We start from the raw sequence: 18,606 nt of genomic DNA on the forward strand, positions 1-18,606 counted from the left end.
AGAGGGTTAGCTTGGTCAAATTCGTCAGCTACCAAAAGTGGCGATTACCCAAGAAGCCCCCACTTCAAGCAACCCGTGAGGGTGGTAAGAGGGGGTAGTTCACTTATTAAACTATAGCAAAAACAAACTAGAATAGATAGGGGGTTATAAGGATGGGTAAAAAAATTTACTATTGACAAATGGTACTAGCAGTTTTACAATTTACTATTATTAAGAAACAGTTTCTAGTTTTTAAGATAATTTAATAATTAGCTAGCTATGAATGCTATGGGTCACACTATAGCGGGAGCAGCTTCTGGAGAGACCGCTTGGTTAGCGGCGCCGAAGGGTTCACAATCTCAGGCAAAAGGACAGAAGAGTAATAAATATGTATTTGTTAAGCTAACGATTGCTAGCGTAACAAATGGTATTTACTATTCTTATGACCACGAGATTGGAGGACTTCCAATCTCTTTTTTTAATGTTCTTTTATCTGCTCCTTATTTCACATTGAAAGGCTAAACAAATTTTTTTGGAGGAGATATCATTGGCACAACAAGGATTAAAGAAGGATTTAGCAAGTCGGCATGTACAATTAATTGCCATTGGCGGTACGATTGGTACAGGGTTGTTTTTAGGATCAGGTAAAGCCATCCAACTTGCAGGTCCATCTATTATATTTGCATATTTAATCGTAGGAATGGCACTCTTTTTTGTAATGAGGGCACTTGGGGAGCTTCTGTTGTCAAATTCTGGTTATCAATCACTTACAGATATTGCTCAGGATTACCTAGGACCTCGGATAGCGTTCGTAACTGGTTGGACGTATTGGTTTTGTTGGATTATGACGGCTATGGCTGATATCATTGCAGTCGGTGTCTACGTAAGGTACTGGTTTGATATTCCACAATGGATACCTGCTGTCGTATGTTTGGTCATTTTATTAGGATTGAACTTACTTACTGTAAAACTTTTTGGGGAATTGGAGTTTTGGTTTGCCTTAATCAAGGTTGTTACGATTCTCGCATTGATTGGTATCGGAGTGATCATGCTAGTAATGGGCTCTAAGACAGATGCTGGAATAGTAACGATTCATAATCTGTGGGGGCATGGGGGGCTATTTCCGAATGGAGTTTCAGGTTTCTTACTTTCATTCCAGATGGTTGTGTTTGCCTATGTCGGTGTGGAATTAGTTGGTGTATCTGCAGCAGAGACAGCTAATCCAGAAAAAAATATTCCATCAGCGATTAACAAAATACCATTTAGAATTCTCTTTTTCTATGTGGGTGCACTTATCATTCTATTATCTATTAATCCATGGACGGAACTAAATGCGTCGGAAAGTCCCTTTGTTAAAACGTTCAGCTTAATTGGAATTCCACTTGCTGCTGGAATTATTAACTTTGTCGTATTAACTTCTGCGGCATCTGCTTGTAACAGTGGAATGTTTTCAACGAGTCGAATTCTCTTTAGTCTAAGCAATAATGGACAAGCACCTTCTAAAATGACGAAATTAAATAAAAATCACGTACCAAGTCATGCATTATGGATATCCACCATCGTCGTATCTGTAGGTGCTCTTTTGAGTAAGCTAATTCCGGAGCAGGCTTTTGGAATTGTGACAACCATCAGTGCCATTTGTTTTATTTGGGTTTGGGGTGTGATTTTAGTTTGCCATTTAAGATATAAGAAACAACGTCCTAAGTTACAGGCAAAATCAACATTTAAAGCACCGTTAACGCCATTTGTTAATTATGCGGTACTAATATTATTTGCAATGGTTCTTATCATTATGCTAGTGGCCAAAGAAACACGGCCAGCCTTATTGTTAACACCTCTATGGTTTATTATTTTATTTACTTTGTACTTATTTAAAGGAAAAAAAGAAAAAGATATAAAATTATCAGCTTAGCAGGGATATAGGGACAGAGTACATTGTCTCGGTCTGTATAAGTAATTTTGGGACAGTGAACCTGTCCTTGTGGTTCTTTTTTTACGGAATAGAAAGGAAGTAAAGCAGAAATTGAAATTATATAGGAGATTAATAGTTCCATTCGGTTTATTACTTGTCTTCGGATTGGCTGGTTGTAATAGTAACGAAACAGTAACAAATGTGGGGAAATTAGAATTTCAACAAGCCTTAAAAATACCGGAACTTCTCGAACCTACCATAGAATCCGATGGCACGAAGCACTTTTCCCTAACGATGGAGCCAGGAACTACAGAGTTTTTTCCAGGTGAAATAACGGATACATGGGGGATTAATGGTTCCTATCTTGGTCCTACTATTAGGGTTTCAAGGGGTGATAAAGTTTCGTTTGATGTAGTAAATAAATTGGGAGAAACATCAACTTTGCACTGGCATGGAATGATGCTACCTCCAGCTATGGACGGAGGCCCACATCAGATGATTGAAGCAGGAGAGACGTGGTCACCCCATTGGACAATTGATCAGCCATCTGCCACTACTTGGTACCATCCTCATTTGCATGGGAAAACAGCGCAACATGTGTATCGGGGGCTTGCAGGAATGTTTATCATCGATGATGAGGATTTTAAGAAACTACCTTCTAATTATGGGGTAGACGATATCCCACTCATCGTGCAAGATAAATTGTTTACTAGTGATGGGCAATTATCCGAGGATGACGATACACCCTATGGGATGCTTGGTGATGAAATACTCGTGAATGGGACATATGACCCTTTTCTTAAAGTTACGGCTAGTCAAGTTCGTTTTCGACTGCTAAATGGTTCAAATGCAAGAGCATACAATTTTGGCTTTACAGATGGTCGTTCTTTCCAACTAGTAGCAAATGATGCTGGTCTCCTAAATGAACCAGTTACATTAGAGCGTTTCATGTTAAGCCCGGGGGAACGTGCGGAAATTGTCGTGGCATTTGAACCGGAAGAGGAGACTATTCTTCGTAGTTATAGCAGTGGAGCTGGAATTACAAATGGTGAGTTTGACCTGCTGAAAATAGTAGCAGATTCCGAATTAACAGGGTCATCCCCAATTAGTAAGCAACTTTCTAGCATAGAGCCAATCGAGGTACCAGCAGATGCGAAGGTACGTCAATTTAAACTGACGATGGAGAACGAGATTAATGACAAATTGATGGATATGTATCGTATTGATGAAGTGGTTCCAGCAGGTACTAAGGAAATATGGGAAATTCACAACTTTGGCTCGGAGCATAATTCCATATTCATGATGCAGCATTCCGAGTACTAGATATTAACGATAAAGAGCCTCCAGAGTACGCAAGGGGAAGAAAAGATACTGTGTTCATCCCTCATGGAGCAAGCGTTAGAATTGCTGTGGAATTTGGGAACTATACGGATCTTAATTACCCGCTTATGTATCATTGTCATCTATTAAAGCATGAAGATGAAGGAATGATGGGGCAATTTTTACTTGTAGAACCCGGAACAGAATCACAAGCACCAACTGAACTTCGCGATGATGGAGTGGAACATCCACATAATGGTCATTAAGTTTTGAAAAATGGTAAATAAAACTTAAGAAAAAAGGCCGCCAATGACAATATGTTATCATTGGCGGCCTTAAATAAATTTACTCCGCACCACGATTTTTATCAAATTCGCCTTACTACCCTTTTCAAGTTCCATATTTGTTTCTTGAGGGTTTTCGTTATGTGCGCCCTGTTCTTTATCTCTTATATGATCCTCGTTAATTTCATCTGTGTTTGTCTCATCATCATATTTGACGGGTCGATAATCTACGTTTTCCGGGTCATTTGTTTCCTGTTCTTGGTTATTGTCTTCATTCATATTACAGCCTGCTAAAAAGGCTAAAGATAGAATGCCGCTAGAAGCTTTTTCCATTTACTTATCATTTTTATCATCCTTTTACTATAAAAATTGATTGATATGCTTAATTTGTGCAAGAAACAAAATTTTAGTCATAAAAGGAAGGATTATCCCGACATTTGGATTAGTTGCCTGGGTCTGATCTGTTTTCACTTCTGTTTCTGGCTCATTGTTTCCAACAAGTAAGCCACCAAGCGCCCCACCAACAACAAGGCCCCCAACGGTTAAACCAGAGTTTTTCAAAAAGTTTATCCTGGAATTGTTTGTTTCTTCTAATTTATCTTTATCCTTGTCTGACATGAAAAACCCTCCTGCTTCATAATTAGAAAAACAAAGGTATTGGGTTTTACCTTATTTAGATTGGTAAACTTTTGAGTAAAAACTAAATAAAAGGCATAGGTATTGCATTTTCCAAACAGTCTAGCCAATTTAAAATAAACATTTAATCTAAGAATTTTTAAGTGTTATGGGGAAAGATACCTTGTCTAAATAAATAAAGCACATAGCTACAAGGAGTGAACCTACTCTCTGTAGTTATGCGCTTTCGTACCGAAGGTTTTGTTTTCTTAAGAAAAGTGGAAGGGTGAATTTGTCCACCAGTATTAAATTTGAATGGTACCGATAAGTACAGCAATTGCTAATAAGACAAGACTAAGACCCCACATCCAAAATAGGGAGTAGCGTAAATGGCGTCCCATTTCTAATCCTGACAACCCTAGTGCAAGCCAAACCGCCGGTGCTAAAGGACTGACAAATGTACCGACGATATTTCCAATAATCATGGAATATGCTGTCGATAAGGAGTCTACACCAAAACCTGTTGCAATTTGTTCTACGACAGGGAATAAAGCAAAGTAATAGGCATCCGTACTTAATAATAAATCAAATGGAACTCCCAAAATACCAATAATGATATGCAAGTAAGGTGCAATTACCCCAGGAAGGACACTAACTACATCATTTGCTATGGCTGTTAGCATTCCTGTTCCGTTAAGAATTCCTAAGAATAAGCCTGCTGCAAGAATGATGGACGCCATTGTTAGCGCACTTGGAGCATGAGCTTGAATTCTTGCCATTTGATCTTTAACATTAGGGAAATTAATTAGTAATGCAATACTGACCCCTATCATAAACGCTAATCCTGCCGGGATAATGCCTGATACGAGTACACCAATAACAGCTAAAGCAAGTATAGCATTTACCCAAAGTAATTTTGGTCGAGCTAAATTTCCTTCTTCCGTAGGGGCATTTGAATTATCCGTGTAAGGATCAGATTCTACTTGTTCGGTGGCTGCCGCAACTTCTAAGGATCCATAATTCTTAATGATTCGACGTTGTTCTCTCATCCCAAGTAAAACAGCTAAAACTATCATTAGAACAACACCAATCAATTGAATTGGTATAAGTGGCCTCCATAAATCGGTTACATCTATACCAAGAACAGAAGCGGTTCTGCCTAATGGCCCTGCCCAAGGGAGCATATTCATAATACTTGCAGCTCCAGCTACTAATAAAAGCAGTAGATATGGATTCATTTTTAAACGTTTATATACTGGTAGAAGTGCTGGAACCGTTATTAAAAAAGTAGAGGCTCCGGATCCATCTAATTGAGCAACTACCGCAATAAGAACAGTTACTACACTAACTATGACCACATTCCCTTTTGAAAGGGCGACCATTTTATTAATCATCGGGTCAAATAGACCAACATCCTGCATAATTCCAAAGAAAATAATGGCAAATATAAACATGACGGCGACAGAGATTACAGATGCTACGCCATCCTCAAAAAAGGTGCCAACTTCAGAAAATGTAAACCCAGCTATAAGGGCCCCTATAATTGGTGGTAAAACCATCGCAACAATTGGAGTTACTTTACCACTAATAAGCAAAGCTACAATAACTAAAATAATAATAAAACCAATTAAACTAAGACTCATATTGTCTCCCCCTTCTGATAATCCCTACTTATAACATAATTAGCATCTACGTTGAATGCGTTTACAAGTTACACGGACAAGAACTATCTCCTAAAAGTTTAGATTAATATGAAAATAACACAAGTTTAGGAAGGAGGTAAATAATTTATCCATAAGTAGAATAAACTATATATTACTCATTTTGTTCATAAGTTTCACGGAGAATATATCTGCGTTCTGGTCTTCCAACACTTCCATAAATAAGTTTTGTTTCAATCTTATTTATGGAAACCAAATACTCTAAATACCTTCGTGCAGTGGAACGACTTGTCCCAATTTGCTTACTGAGCTCTACAGCAGTTATTCCTTCTATGTTTTTTTCCTTAAATAAACGATTAATCTCATTTAATGTAATAGAATCAATTCCTTTTGGTAGATTTGTTGTCGTTATCGTGGCAGAATTAGGTAATTCCTGAAAACCTATAATCCGATCAATCTCCTTCTGACTCAATTCTTTGTTTAATTCTAATTGTTGTCGGAAATCTTTATACCTTAATAGTGTTTGCTCAAAGCGTATGTTATCAAAAGGTTTAACTATAAAGTCAAAAATCCCACCACGAAACGTCTCCTGAATGGTTTCTACTTCCTTTGCTGCTGTAACAACTATAATATCAATTTCATGATACGTTTTACGAATTTCCCAAAAGAGGTTAACACCCTCCACATCAGGTATGTAAATATCCAATAAAATTAAATCAGGTAAACATTTTGTGTTTTTAAGAAAATGTAACGCATCTTTTCCACTATTAACCGTATCCATGACTTTAAATCCATTTACTTTTTCAACATATTGCCGATGAATTTCAGCTACTCTAAAATCATCCTCCACGATGAGTACAGAAAAATTTTGACTCATTTGTTTATCCCCCTAGTTCCTTTGGTATGCTAATGATAAAATAAGCTCCCCCTAATTCCGCTTCTTCTAAAATAATCTCCCCACCTACGGCATATACCGCTTGCTTGGACAATGCTAATCCTGTACCATGATGTACTCCCGGTTTAGTTGAGAATCCTTGTTCAAATAAGTGGGGAATATCCTTTTGTTCAACCCCTGCTCCAGAGTCTTCTATTTCAAATACAACTTCTTTTCCGATATCTGTAAAGAAAATAGATACTTTGCGTTCTTTCTCCATATTATTCTTCACTGCTTCGAATGCGTTCTCAATGATGTTGCCTAAAGAAGTTAAGATGGCATCCTGTTGAGCTTCCGAAAGTTTATATGTTAGCTGACTGTAAGGATTAATCGATAAAGTAACTCCAAGCTCAAGTGCTTGGTTGGATTTCCCCAGTAATAAAGCATGTATCAATGGATCAGTTACATTCTCTGTTAAAAATTTCAATCTTTCACTTTGCAGGTTATTTTCCTTTTTAATAAAATGTATGGCTTCTTTTATTTTATTGTTTAACAATAAGCCAAGTATAATATGCAGTTTATTAGAATGTTCATGTGTTTGTGCTCTTTGCGCGTTTGCATATTGCTTAATACGAGATAATTCTTCGGTTATTTTTTGTAGTTCGCTTTTTTTACGAAAAGTAATGACTGCTCCCGTAATAACATTTTCCGAATACACGGGTGTTTGGTTTACTAATACGACTTGGTCACCAAGAACCATTTCCCTATCATGAAATATCTCTTCCCTAGAATCAGTAATTGCTGGTAAGATTTGCTTGATTGAAGTCTTTTTATAATCATAATCTTGTTTGCATTGGAGAATTTGCATTGCGGCTGAATTGATGGTTGTGATAAATCCGTTATGATCAATCGCAATAATTCCCTCATGTGTGGACTGTAAAATAGCTTCATTCTGCAAATACAAATGAGAAATCTCCTCTGGTTCCATATTATACAATAATCTTTTTATATGATAGGAAATAATAATAGCGCCTATAATTCCAATTAGAACAATAATGCCTAATGTATACCAAATGGACTTACTCTGATTGGTAATAATATCTTGAATACTATCATTTAGAAAACCGACAGATACGACACCTATAATCTCTTGATTAGCGTATATTGGTGCTTTTCCCCGAATAGATAAACCAAGCGACCCCTCTTTTTTGGATATGTATGATTGGCCATGTAACAAAGCCCGATCATTGTCTCCCCCGACCATTTTCTTGCCAATTTTATTAGCATCTGGATGTGAATACCTTGTCCCGTTCCTATTGCCTACAACAATAAATTCAGCACCAACTTCTTCTTGTATAGGAGTGACAATATCCTGAATAACAAGTGAGGGATCCCCTAAAGAAAAGGCATTTTTTATCTCCGGAATATTTGCTATACTTTGAGCAACGCTTAGTGCTCTTTTGCCCATTTGATCTTCAATCGTTTTTGATAGGAAATGATGTAGAAATAAGGCAAAAGTAATACATATTCCGACAAGTAATAAGCTTATTAGCGTTATCATTTTCAACTTTAAATTAAACTTTACTTTCGGGTATATGCCAATTTTCCTTATATTTCGCTTCGTATTCGCCATATATGGATGACACCTCAAATTTTGAATGAATATATATCTATTATAGCAATTCAGGTGTCATGGGGATAGATTCCATTCCTACTAGCTGAAAAAAATTAAAGAAGATGACTTCTGGAAGTCATCTTTCTTTAACTTCTTTGAAAGGTAATGGTAATATTATATGGTAATTCCATTTTAGACATTTTAGCACCCTATTTTACATGTTATTCATAATAATGGGGAAGATAAAAAAACGTAAATTAGGGATGTATATTGGAGGATATAGCATGTTCAAAAAAGCGCCTGATAAGTTTTTACTTTATTTAGTGGATTTTGCTAAACATCTAGACAACACAGTGGAGTACTTTGTAGAGTATAAAGTAAAGGATGCAGAAACACTTAAGGAGTTTGCAGAAAAAATCAAAGAGTACGAATCGATTGCAGATGATAAGGTACATACAATCATCAAAGACTTAAATGAAACTTTTATTACACCGATTGAAAGGGAAGATATCCTTCAATTAACGATGAATTTGGATGATATTGTTGATGGAATGGAGGAATTCACCGCTTATATGGAGATCTTCCAAATTTTATCATCCAATGAATTTATGAATAGATTTACCGAATTTATTCATAAATGTTCCAAGGAAATAGTAACTTCCATAGAGTTATTAGCAAATGGGCGATTAAAGGATTTGGAAAGCCATGCGATTCAAATCAAGGATTATGAGAGTAAATGTGATAGTTTGTATCACGACTCATTAAAAGACCTTTTCCAAAATGAAAAGGATCCAATTAAGGTCATTCAATATAAAGAAATATACGATACGTTGGAGGATATTGCTGATTGTTGTCAGGATGTTGCGAGTACACTTCAAAGTATTATGATGAAAAACGCGTAATGAGGGATAACCAATGGAATTAGTCATCATATTAATAGTCATATCTGCATTAGTATTTGATTTTATCAATGGTTTCCATGATACTGCTAACGCCATTGCAACATCTGTATCAACAAGAGCATTGTCGCCAAGAAGGGCAATTATCCTTGCTGCTGTCATGAACTTTGTAGGTGCGTTAACGTTTACAGGTGTTGCACAGACGATTACAAGTGGAATTGCGAATCCTTTCGAGTTAGAAAACGGCCTAACTGTCATTCTGGGTGCTTTATTTGCTGCGATTGCTTGGAATTTAATTACTTGGTATTTTGGAATTCCGAGTAGTTCATCCCATGCCATTATTGGAGCAATTACTGGTGCTGTGATTGTTGCAGCTGGTCTTCAAGCTGTTCATTTCGGTGGATTTTTATCTATTTTAGAGGGACTTCTTCTTTCACCGATTATCGCATTTGTTGTTGGTTACTTAATTTATGCCATTATTAAAGTTCTTTTTAAAAATGCTAATCTTGCCAAGACAAATAAACAGTTCCGTAGCGTACAAATATTAACCGCAGCCGTTCAATCCTATGCACATGGGACAAATGATGCCCAGAAATCAATGGGGATTATCACGATGGCATTGATTGTCGGTGGTTTACATGATACAACAGATGTCCCTTTCTGGGTTCAACTTTCTTGTGCCACGGCAATGGCGCTTGGAACATCAGTTGGTGGTTGGAGAATTATTAAGACTGTCGGCGGTAAAATTATGAAAATACGCCCAGTGAATGGGGTAGCGGCTGATTTGACGGGTGCTGCTGTAATCTTTGGGGCAACTTTAATTCATTTACCTGTAAGTACTACCCATGTTATTTCCTCAGCAATTCTAGGTGTGGGATCATCGCATCGTGTTAAAGGAGTTAACTGGGGAGTAGCGAAGCGGATGGTCATTACTTGGGTTATTACCCTCCCAATTTCAGCTATTTTAGGTGGACTATTCTGTTTTGTTTTAAATCTATTTTAATTAAAAATCCCTAAGCATACCGATATGCTTAGGGTATTTTTAACCTATTTTTCTTCAGGCTTGTAAACAAAATAATCAAAGTCTGCAGCCTTTCCTTCACCAGAAGTATCTTGACACTGCATCCCAACAAATGCGCCGGTGAAGAATCCACCGCCACGGATATAATCATCAGATAGTTTGTAGGAGTAGAATTCTACAGGGATCCTTTCCCAATTGTCACCGTCAAAGGAATACGAATATTGATAAATGTTCGTTTTCACATCGACGCGAAGGTAAACATATTCCACGTCCTTAGGTATCACAATTTCATTACCTTGAAGAGGTTGATTAAAGGTAAAGTTATCACATGTTGTTAGATCAAGTACTCTTCCCTTTTCTTCATTCCAAGTAATCTGAAGGGCAGTCCAGTTTTCTGTATTATAGTAATTGACGATCCCAGCAGCTTGCTGGAAGGATTCTGGTTTGAATGCTACTTTTGTTTCTGCTGTGAAGTTGAAGTGCTGCCAACGTCTTGCTACATGAGCTTGTGTAAATTTAGAAGTTAAAGATTCCCTACCATATAGTCGTAAGTGGCCTGGATTATCTTTTAATGAAACAATGTTCTCTCCTAAAGGAATTCGTAAGGTTTGGAAATTTAAATTTAGTTTATCCGAATCAAAATCATCTTTTTCATTGTAATCGGGTTCCCATTTTACTTCGTCAATAGTTGGACCTTCTATTTCTAGGGAAGGCTGGTTTCCACCAACGATATAAGGCCAAGCATTTTTCCACTCTAACCGTTGAATCGCAGTTTCGCGGCCAAGTGGGCAAAATCCGCGTGGGTCTAGTAAAGGTTGTCCTTCTTTTGGTAATGGACGGCCTGTTAAATGAACCAAGAACCATTCGTCTGTGTGTGTTTGTACAATAGACGCATGCCCTGCTTTTTGCAATGGATTTCTTGGATGTGCAAAAGATGAGATTAATGGGTTATCAGGATGTACTTCGTATGGCCCTAAAAGGTCTTTGGAACGTGCAATGGTTGCTTGGTGATCATACTTGGTGCCACCTTCTGCTGTTAACAGGTAATAATAGCCATTCAATTTGTACAGATGCGGTGCTTCCGTTAATTTTATGTCAGTACCTTTGAAAATAACTTCTTTTTTACCAACAAGCTTTTGCTTTTCTGCATCATATTCTTGCAGTACAATACCATAAAAATTATGATTGCCGATGCGATGATCCCAAAGCATATTTAGGAAATATTTTCTTCCATCATCATTGTGGAATAGAGAAGGGTCAAACCCAGAGCTATTTATGTGAATTGGTTCGGACCATTCACCATCAATTGTATCGCAAGTAACAAGGTAATTATGGCTATCTTTCCACTGTCCTTCCGTTACTTTAACATCTGTATAAATGAGCCAGAACTTACCATCACTATAGGAAAGCGCTGGAGCCCAAATACCACCAGAATCTGGGTTTCCCATCATATTTAATTGACTTAAACGGTTTAATGGTCTAGAAACTAAACGCCAGTTTTTTAAATCTTTAGAATGGTAGATTCCTACTCCTGGGAACCATTCAAATGTGGATACCGCAATATAATAATCTTCACCTGCACGACAAATGCTAGGATCTGGGTTAAACCCTGTTAAGATTGGATTTTGTATTGTTGACATGTACCTTCACCTCGGTCAATTTTTTAGTATTAAAGAAAACCCTTACTTAATGTGAAAAATAGAAGGTCTATTAGGTTTAAATAGACCAGAGACTACAATGCTATACTATCATGCTATTTATGAAGCAATTTAAATTACTGAAATGTCATCATTGTATATATTATGATATAAAAAGTCCTCAGCAGAAAAGGCTGCAACTCCTAATGCGGTTGAGTGAGTTAATAGGTTGGAAAAGTCTACTTTAAGATCTTTCTGGCTAAACCATAACGTTTGATTTTTAATCCAATCAATTAATGGTTTCCTTATCCATTTTTCGGCCTCTGCCATACGATTACCAATAATAACCTGTTCAGGGTTAAATATATTAATTATATTGTTAATACCTACACCTAAATATTTTCCGGTTTTTTCAAATAAGTGTATAGAGTCAGATTCTCCAGAATTAGCACGATCAATAATTGTTTCTAGGCTGAAATCTTCTGTATTTTGTAAGTCAGACCGTTTTGCATCTAGTAATAAAGATTTTTCCGAAGCATATAACTCCCAGCAACCTTGATTTCCACAGCTGCATTTTGTTCCATTCACTTCAATCGTCATATGGCCCAATTCTCCAGAAAAGCCATTATTTCCACTATACAGGTTTCCGTTTAAAATAAGGCCAACACCAATCCCAATACCAACACTTACATAGACAATATTATTATGGTTTTTTCCAACTCCAAATTTTTTCTCACCATACGCTCCAGCGTTTGCTTCGTTTTCTATGATAACAGGAATGTTGTATTTTTCTTGTAATATTCCTTTTAAATCTACGTTTCTCCAATTTAGGTTTGGAGCAAGTAAGATTTTCTTATCTTTGTCTACTATTCCTGGAACACCAATTCCAATTCCTACTATTCCATATGGGCTTGATGGGGTAGAAGCGACAAGGGCGTCAATGATTTCGTACAATTCCTCAACCATTTCCTCGTACGTTAATTTGTTAAATGATACCTTCTTCTCAGAGCATATATTACCTTTTAAGTCGGTTAATATCCCTAAGATATAATTAACGCCTAAATCAATACCTATGGAATAACCAGCTACTTGATTAAAGAGTAGCATAACTGGTCTTCTTCCACCACTTGATTTACCTGGACCAGATTCATTTATTAATTTTTCATCCAGTAGTTCATTTACTAGAGATGATACCGTTCCCTTATTTAAACCGGTTGAACTAGCAATATCTGCTCTTGAAATAGGGGAGTTTTCTATTATTTCCTCTAGCACTAAAGATTTGTTTTCCTTTTTCACAACATGTTGGTTCCACGTTTTGTTCTGCCTCATGACTTTCCACTCTTTCTCCGATTTTTAAATAGTATAGCATGACATCATTTTAACACAAAATTAAACTTTGTTCATCCACTAGACAAACGTTGTTGTTTTTGCTATTATAAAAACAAGCTTATGAGAAATAAGCAAAAAAAATAATCCTGAGGGGGTTTCGTAATGAATTTAAGGAAAGCGATTACACTATTTGCGGTACTTCTAGTTTCAGTAGTAATGCTAGCTGCCTGTGGTGGAGGGGATGAAGAGAAAGAAAGTGAGTCTGCTTCTGGTGCTAAAACTGTAAAATTTATGCACTTATGGCCAGAGGGTAGTTCTGCTCAACACTACAAAGTTGTAAACGAAATCATAGCAGATTTCGAGAAAGAAAATCCAGACATTAAGATAGATTTAGAAGTGTTAAGTAACGAGCAATACAAAGATAAAATAAAAGTTCTTTCTACTTCTGATGAATTGCCTGATGTTGGTATGACATGGGCAGCTGGATATATGGAACCATATGTAAAAGGTAATATGTATGCACCACTTGATGACATAATTGAAAGCGATTTATCTGATAGTTTTGTATCAGGAACGACAGAAGCTTTTGCTGTGGATGGTACAACTTATGGTCTACCATTAGAATTAAATATTTCTACTATTTTCTATAACAAAAAAATATTTGATGAGTATGGATTAGAAGAACCACAAACATTAGATGAATTAAAAGAAATTGTCGCAACTTTAAATGAAAACGGTGTAAACCCAATTGCGCTTGGTAATAGAGATGCATGGACAGGTTCTATGTGGTATATGTATTTAGCTAATAGACTTGGCGGAGATGAAGATGTATTAACAAAAGCAATTGAGCGTGAAGGATCTTTTGAAGACCCAGCATTAGTTCAAGCTGCTGATGAGGTTCAAAAATTAGTAGATGAAGATTCCTTTGTTCAAGGATTTAATGGTCTTGCTGATGAAGAAGCAAAAAGTATGTTTATGGGAGAACAAGCAGCAATGTATTTAATTGCGACTTGGGATCTACCAAACTTTACAACAAACGAAGATGTTCCACAAGAATTTAGAGATTCTGTTGGTTACTTCAAATTCCCAACTGTAGATGGAAAAGGAGATACAAATAGTTATGTAGGTGGCCCTGGTGTAGGTCTGTTTGTATCGGAAAACTCTGATGTTAAAGAAGAAGCGAAGGCTTTTGCTTCCTACTTTGTACAACAATGGGGAGAAAGAGCAGTAACGGATGTAGGAATTATTCCTGCTACAAAAGTTAATGTCGATTCTCTAGATCTTCCACAAATGTATGTAGATGTTTTAAATGATTTAAACTCAGCAACGAATATTACTTTATATGCTGACGTTCAAATGAGTGCTGATGTAGCACAAGTACACTTAGATATGATTCAAGCACTATTTGGTGGCGAAATAACACCAGAAGAATTTGCGAAGACGCAAGAAGATGCACTTGCAGCAGAGTAATAAAACTCATCGATTAGATTTGTAATTCATTTAATTAATTGAAATAGAAAAGGACGTATCCTTATTAAATAATGGATAGTCCTTTTCCACTCTTAATAAAATTATGGGGTTGAGTGATATGAATAAAGTAATGTCCAATAAATGGATAATTTTCCTATATACGTTTCCTGCCCTCCTTTTAATTGCAGTACTTATTGTTGTTCCATTAATTCTGTCCGGATATTTCGGGTTAATGGACTGGGATGGTATAGGGGCGATGGAATTTATTGGTTTAGATAATTATATCGCTGCATTGCAAGATTCAAAGTTTTGGGAAAGTACATTACATTCCTTTTTACTAGCATTGTTTTCTGCAATCAGTTTAATAGGGTATTTAGCAGTTGCATTAATATTAGCTTCGAAAATTAAAGGTGCAAACCTTTTGAGAAAAATATATTTGATACCTATGCTTTTATCTTCTGTTGCTATTGCGCAACTATGGATTAAAATCTATAATCCCTCAAATGGTATGTTGAATAGCATTTTAATGTGGTTTGGAGTTGACAACCCACCAGCATGGTTAGCTGATCCAAACATTGTACTATATGCTATCTTTATTCCAATTATCTGGCAATATGCTGGGTTTTATATCTTAATCTATTATGCTGCACTAAAAAATATTCCAGAATCATTAATTGAAGCAGCAAAAATTGACGGAGCAACACCACTGCAAATCGCATTAAAGATTAAAGTTCCTCTAATTATGAATGTATTTAAAGTGACCATTGTCTTATCTATTGTTGGATCGTTGAAATACTTTGACCTAATTTATGTAATGACGAGTGGCGGACCAAACGGTGCTAGTGAAGTAATGGCGTCCTATATGTATAAATTAGCCTTCTCAAGTTATGACTTTGGCTATGGTAGTGCAATAGGGTTCTTATTACTAATCATAACTTTGATTGTTACGGTAGTTATTCAGAAATTAACTAAAAGCAAAGATGAGATTCAATATTAAAGGAGGTTCAAAGCATGCGTCGAATAGGTTATATCCTACTTTATGTTTGTTTAGGGCTTGTTGCTGTATTCCAAATATTTCCGATTTTATGGTTATTCATGTTCTCTTTAAAAACAAATCAGGAAATCTTTGCTGGTAATCCATTTGCTTTTCCTACTGATCCTAAATGGGAAAACTATTTAAAAGTATTTGATGGTGGAATTGGAACCTATTTCTGGAACAGTATATGGATTACAGTTGTTGCAACAGTTCTAACTATTTTGGTTGCAAGCATGGCAACATTCGCGATAACAAGAATGAAATGGAAAATGAGTGGTCTTGTTTTAGGATTAATTATGGTTGGTCTTATGATCCCAATTCACTCTGCGTTGATTCCATTATATAACATGTTTTTAAATGTAAACTTAATTGATAATCCGTTATCCATCGTCATTACGTATGTAACGTATAACTTACCAATTACTGTTATGATCTTACTCGGGTTCTATACAACCATACCACGAGAGATTGAAGAGGCAGCAATTATTGACGGAAGTTCGATTCATCGATTGTTTTTCCGAATTATTTTACCAATATCGGCACCGATTATGTCTACAACAGTTATCATCAACATGATTTATAACTGGAATGAATTCGTATTTGTTAATACATTTATAAGCTCTGATAAATATAAAACATTAACAGTAGGGATTCAAAACTTTATCGGACAGTATATGACTGACTGGGGCGCAATCGGGGCTACATTGGTTATCAGTGTACTTCCTATCATTATTGCTTTCCTATTCTTTAGTGACAAGATTATGGAAGGTATTACAGCGAGTGCGGTGAAAGGTTAATAAGAACACCTCACCATGCAAGTGATGAGGTGTTGGTTACTTCCTAATTATTCTGCTTCGCTTGTATTCTATCAAAGGCGTATAAACAAAGCCATGTTGTAAAAAAGGCAAAGGTTGTACCACCAAAGATGAAGAATAGAGCTGGAATTGCTCTCATGATAAAGTAAACAGAAACTAAGCAAATGACAATTAAAAAGGTGTAAAGTGGACTAATTAACATAATTAAAAAGGAATTTTTTATCAACTTTGGGATTTTAAGTTGAAAATGCACAAAGGCTGGAAATAAGTAAAAGATAAATAATAAGAAAATAAGCATAAAGGCAAATAAAGGAATATAGGTGAATGATAATAGATCATTATTGTTAGATTTAATATAGAATAAATCTAACCCAATTAGTATAATAATCAAGTCTAACAGTATTCCGAGTATGTTGCTCTTGATAAAGTCTCTTTTAAAGTATTTCCAGAATGTCTTGAATACAGGTAAGTCGGGATTGCCACGCAGCCAGTCTCTGACAATGGCAAACATGGCTATGGTAGATGGGTAAAAACCAAAGATAACCCCACCAACCAAGGTGAAAAGAATCCATAAAAGATTCACATAGGCAAATTTCGTGATCCATTCTAATATGGTATAAATTGCTGAGTATGTGCTATTCATAAAGGTATCCTCCTAGTGTAGTTCCATATAAATATATAATTAGTCTGTCTGATATGTAATATTTAATAAGCATGTCAATTATACTTTAATTGAGTACGTATACACAACTTTGTTTGTTCAATAGATGAACTTTGTGGTAAGATAATTAACGAATCGGAGGTAATGTAATAATGACTTATTTTAATAGTATCAACAACATCAAATATGAAGGACCAAAATCAAACAATCCATTAGCATTTAAATTTTATAATCCAGAAGAAACAGTCGGCGGAAAAACGATGGAAGAAATTCTTCGTTTTGGTGTCGCATACTGGCATACATTTACAGAGGATTTATCAGATCCATTCGGGACAGGTACTGCCATCCGCCCATGGGATAAATACCAAGGCATGGATCGTGCCAAAGCACGTGTTGAAGCAGCATTTGAATTCTTTGAAAAACTAAACGCACCATTCTTTGCCTTCCATGATGTGGACATCGCACCTGAGGGGGACACGTTGGCAGAATCCAACAAGAACTTAGATACAATCGTTGCGATGATTAAAGATTACATGAAAGATAGCAAAACTAAATTACTATGGAATACGGTAAATAATTTTAGTCATCCTCGTTTCGTCCATGGGGCAGGTTCATCAAGCAATGCAGATGTTTTCGCTTATGCAGCCGCGAAAGTGAAAAAAGGTTTAGAAGTTGGGAAAGAATTAGGTGCAGAAAACTATGTGTTCTGGGGTGGACGTGAAGGATATGAAACCCTATTAAATACAGATATGAAACTAGAAATGGACAATCTTGGCCGCTTCTTCCATATGGCGAAAGATTATGCGAAAGAAATTGGCTTTGATGCCCAATTCCTAATCGAACCAAAACCAAAAGAACCAACATCACATCAATATGATTTTGACGTGGCAAGTGGCTATGCCTTCCTACAAAATTATGGTTTAGAAGATGTATTTAAATTTAATATTGAAGCAAACCATGCAACACTAGCTGGTCATACATTTGAACATGAATTACGTTATGCACGTATTCACAATATGCTAGGTTCTGTGGACGCAAACCAAGGACATCCATTACTAGGATGGGATACCGACGAATTCCCAACAGATCTTTATGCAACTACATTAGCAATGTATGAAATCTTGAAAAATGGTGGACTTGGCCGTGGTGGCTTGAACTTTGATGCGAAAGTTCGCCGTGGATCATTTACTCCAGATGATTTATTCCATGCGCACATCGCAGGAATGGACAGCTTTGCCGTAGGATTAAAAGTGGCTCAACGTTTAATTGATGATAAAGTACTAGAAGATGTAGTAGAAGACCGTTATGCAAGCTATAAAGAGGGTATCGGTCTTGACATTGTGGAAGGAAACACAGATTTCCATAAACTCGAAGAACATGCCCTAGGCTTAACTGAAATTAAAAACGAATCTGGTAAACTAGAACGCATCAAAGCTACGATTAATCAATATTTACTAACGACATTTGCTGGTGAATAA

Annotated in this window: 17 protein-coding genes and 1 riboswitch; of the genes, 9 read left to right on the forward strand and 8 right to left on the reverse strand. The window is 36.4% G+C overall.

The features are described 5' to 3' along the window. Positions 1 to 285: 285 nt before the first annotated feature. A riboswitch (glycine riboswitch) is annotated at positions 286 to 364 on the forward strand. Between the two features lie 162 nt (positions 365 to 526). The 3 genes from KM885_RS11465 (at position 527) to KM885_RS17920 (ending at position 3,477) form a co-directional block, all read left to right on the forward strand. Next, a complete protein-coding gene (locus KM885_RS11465; RefSeq protein WP_216883999.1) occupies positions 527 to 1,891 on the forward strand; it encodes an amino acid permease in 1,365 nt (454 codons plus the stop codon). Positions 1,892 to 2,002: 111 nt separating this feature from the next. Then, a complete protein-coding gene (locus KM885_RS11470; RefSeq protein WP_244986997.1) occupies positions 2,003 to 3,214 on the forward strand; it encodes a multicopper oxidase family protein in 1,212 nt (403 codons plus the stop codon). 2 nt (positions 3,215 to 3,216) lie between these two features. Continuing rightward, positions 3,217 to 3,477 (forward strand): multicopper oxidase domain-containing protein, encoded by a 261-nt coding sequence (locus KM885_RS17920; RefSeq protein ID WP_338113678.1) that lies wholly within the window; start codon positions 3,217 to 3,219, stop codon positions 3,475 to 3,477. 69 nt (positions 3,478 to 3,546) lie between these two features. Here the strand turns inward: KM885_RS17920 and KM885_RS11475 are convergent, their stop codons facing one another. From KM885_RS11475 to KM885_RS11495, 5 genes are all read right to left on the reverse strand, one after another. Beyond that, complete coding sequence (locus KM885_RS11475) at positions 3,547 to 3,828, reverse strand: hypothetical protein (RefSeq protein WP_216884000.1); 282 nt, start codon at positions 3,826 to 3,828, stop codon at positions 3,547 to 3,549. Positions 3,829 to 3,855: 27 nt separating this feature from the next. Further along, positions 3,856 to 4,113, reverse strand: coding sequence for a hypothetical protein (locus tag KM885_RS11480; RefSeq protein ID WP_047186808.1), 258 nt, complete (start codon positions 4,111 to 4,113; stop codon positions 3,856 to 3,858). A 302-nt stretch (positions 4,114 to 4,415) separates the two neighbouring features. Next, positions 4,416 to 5,753, reverse strand: a complete 1,338-nt coding sequence (locus tag KM885_RS11485) for a CitMHS family transporter (protein WP_216884001.1) — start codon at positions 5,751 to 5,753, stop codon at positions 4,416 to 4,418. 172 nt (positions 5,754 to 5,925) lie between these two features. Then, positions 5,926 to 6,648, reverse strand: coding sequence for a response regulator (locus KM885_RS11490; protein WP_047186810.1), 723 nt, complete (start codon positions 6,646 to 6,648; stop codon positions 5,926 to 5,928). Between the two features lie 4 nt (positions 6,649 to 6,652). Further along, positions 6,653 to 8,278 carry an ATP-binding protein gene (locus KM885_RS11495; protein WP_216884002.1) on the reverse strand — a complete coding sequence of 542 codons (1,626 nt, stop codon included), beginning with the start codon at positions 8,276 to 8,278 and terminating at the stop codon, positions 6,653 to 6,655. Positions 8,279 to 8,544: 266 nt separating this feature from the next. On the opposite strand from KM885_RS11495, the gene KM885_RS11500 reads away from it, so the two are divergent. Then, entirely contained in the window at positions 8,545 to 9,162 is a 618-nt protein-coding gene (locus tag KM885_RS11500) for a DUF47 domain-containing protein (protein WP_216884003.1), read from the forward strand. 13 nt (positions 9,163 to 9,175) lie between these two features. Beyond that, positions 9,176 to 10,162, forward strand: coding sequence for an inorganic phosphate transporter (locus tag KM885_RS11505; protein WP_216884004.1), 987 nt, complete (start codon positions 9,176 to 9,178; stop codon positions 10,160 to 10,162). 44 nt (positions 10,163 to 10,206) lie between these two features. Here the strand turns inward: KM885_RS11505 and KM885_RS11510 are convergent, their stop codons facing one another. Together KM885_RS11510 and KM885_RS11515 are read right to left on the reverse strand one after the other, a co-directional pair. Continuing rightward, positions 10,207 to 11,820: a glycoside hydrolase family 43 protein gene (locus KM885_RS11510; protein ID WP_068674197.1), complete on the reverse strand. Its 1,614-nt coding sequence runs from the start codon at positions 11,818 to 11,820 to the stop codon at positions 10,207 to 10,209. Between the two features lie 129 nt (positions 11,821 to 11,949). Further along, the gene (locus tag KM885_RS11515) at positions 11,950 to 13,146 is read right to left on the reverse strand and encodes an ROK family transcriptional regulator (RefSeq protein WP_216884005.1); all 1,197 of its coding nucleotides are present in this window, start codon (positions 13,144 to 13,146) and stop codon (positions 11,950 to 11,952) included. Positions 13,147 to 13,308: 162 nt separating this feature from the next. Between KM885_RS11515 and KM885_RS11520 the strand changes: the two genes are divergently transcribed. The 3 genes from KM885_RS11520 to KM885_RS11530 all read left to right on the forward strand — a co-directional run bounded on the left by KM885_RS11520 (position 13,309) and on the right by KM885_RS11530 (position 16,449). Continuing rightward, positions 13,309 to 14,616 (forward strand): extracellular solute-binding protein, encoded by a 1,308-nt coding sequence (locus KM885_RS11520; protein WP_216884006.1) that lies wholly within the window; start codon positions 13,309 to 13,311, stop codon positions 14,614 to 14,616. Between the two features lie 118 nt (positions 14,617 to 14,734). Next, positions 14,735 to 15,613 (forward strand): carbohydrate ABC transporter permease, encoded by an 879-nt coding sequence (locus KM885_RS11525; RefSeq protein ID WP_216884007.1) that lies wholly within the window; start codon positions 14,735 to 14,737, stop codon positions 15,611 to 15,613. Between the two features lie 14 nt (positions 15,614 to 15,627). Continuing rightward, a complete protein-coding gene (locus KM885_RS11530; RefSeq protein ID WP_216884008.1) occupies positions 15,628 to 16,449 on the forward strand; it encodes a carbohydrate ABC transporter permease in 822 nt (273 codons plus the stop codon). Between the two features lie 43 nt (positions 16,450 to 16,492). Here the strand turns inward: KM885_RS11530 and KM885_RS11535 are convergent, their stop codons facing one another. Then, positions 16,493 to 17,110, reverse strand: coding sequence for a YesL family protein (locus KM885_RS11535; RefSeq protein WP_216884009.1), 618 nt, complete (start codon positions 17,108 to 17,110; stop codon positions 16,493 to 16,495). Positions 17,111 to 17,280: 170 nt separating this feature from the next. On the opposite strand from KM885_RS11535, the gene xylA reads away from it, so the two are divergent. Next, entirely contained in the window at positions 17,281 to 18,606 is a 1,326-nt protein-coding gene (gene xylA / locus KM885_RS11540) for a xylose isomerase (protein ID WP_216884010.1), read from the forward strand.

This window comes from Oceanobacillus caeni (assembly GCF_019037185.1).
Lineage (GTDB): Bacteria > Bacillota > Bacilli > Bacillales > Amphibacillaceae > Oceanobacillus > Oceanobacillus caeni.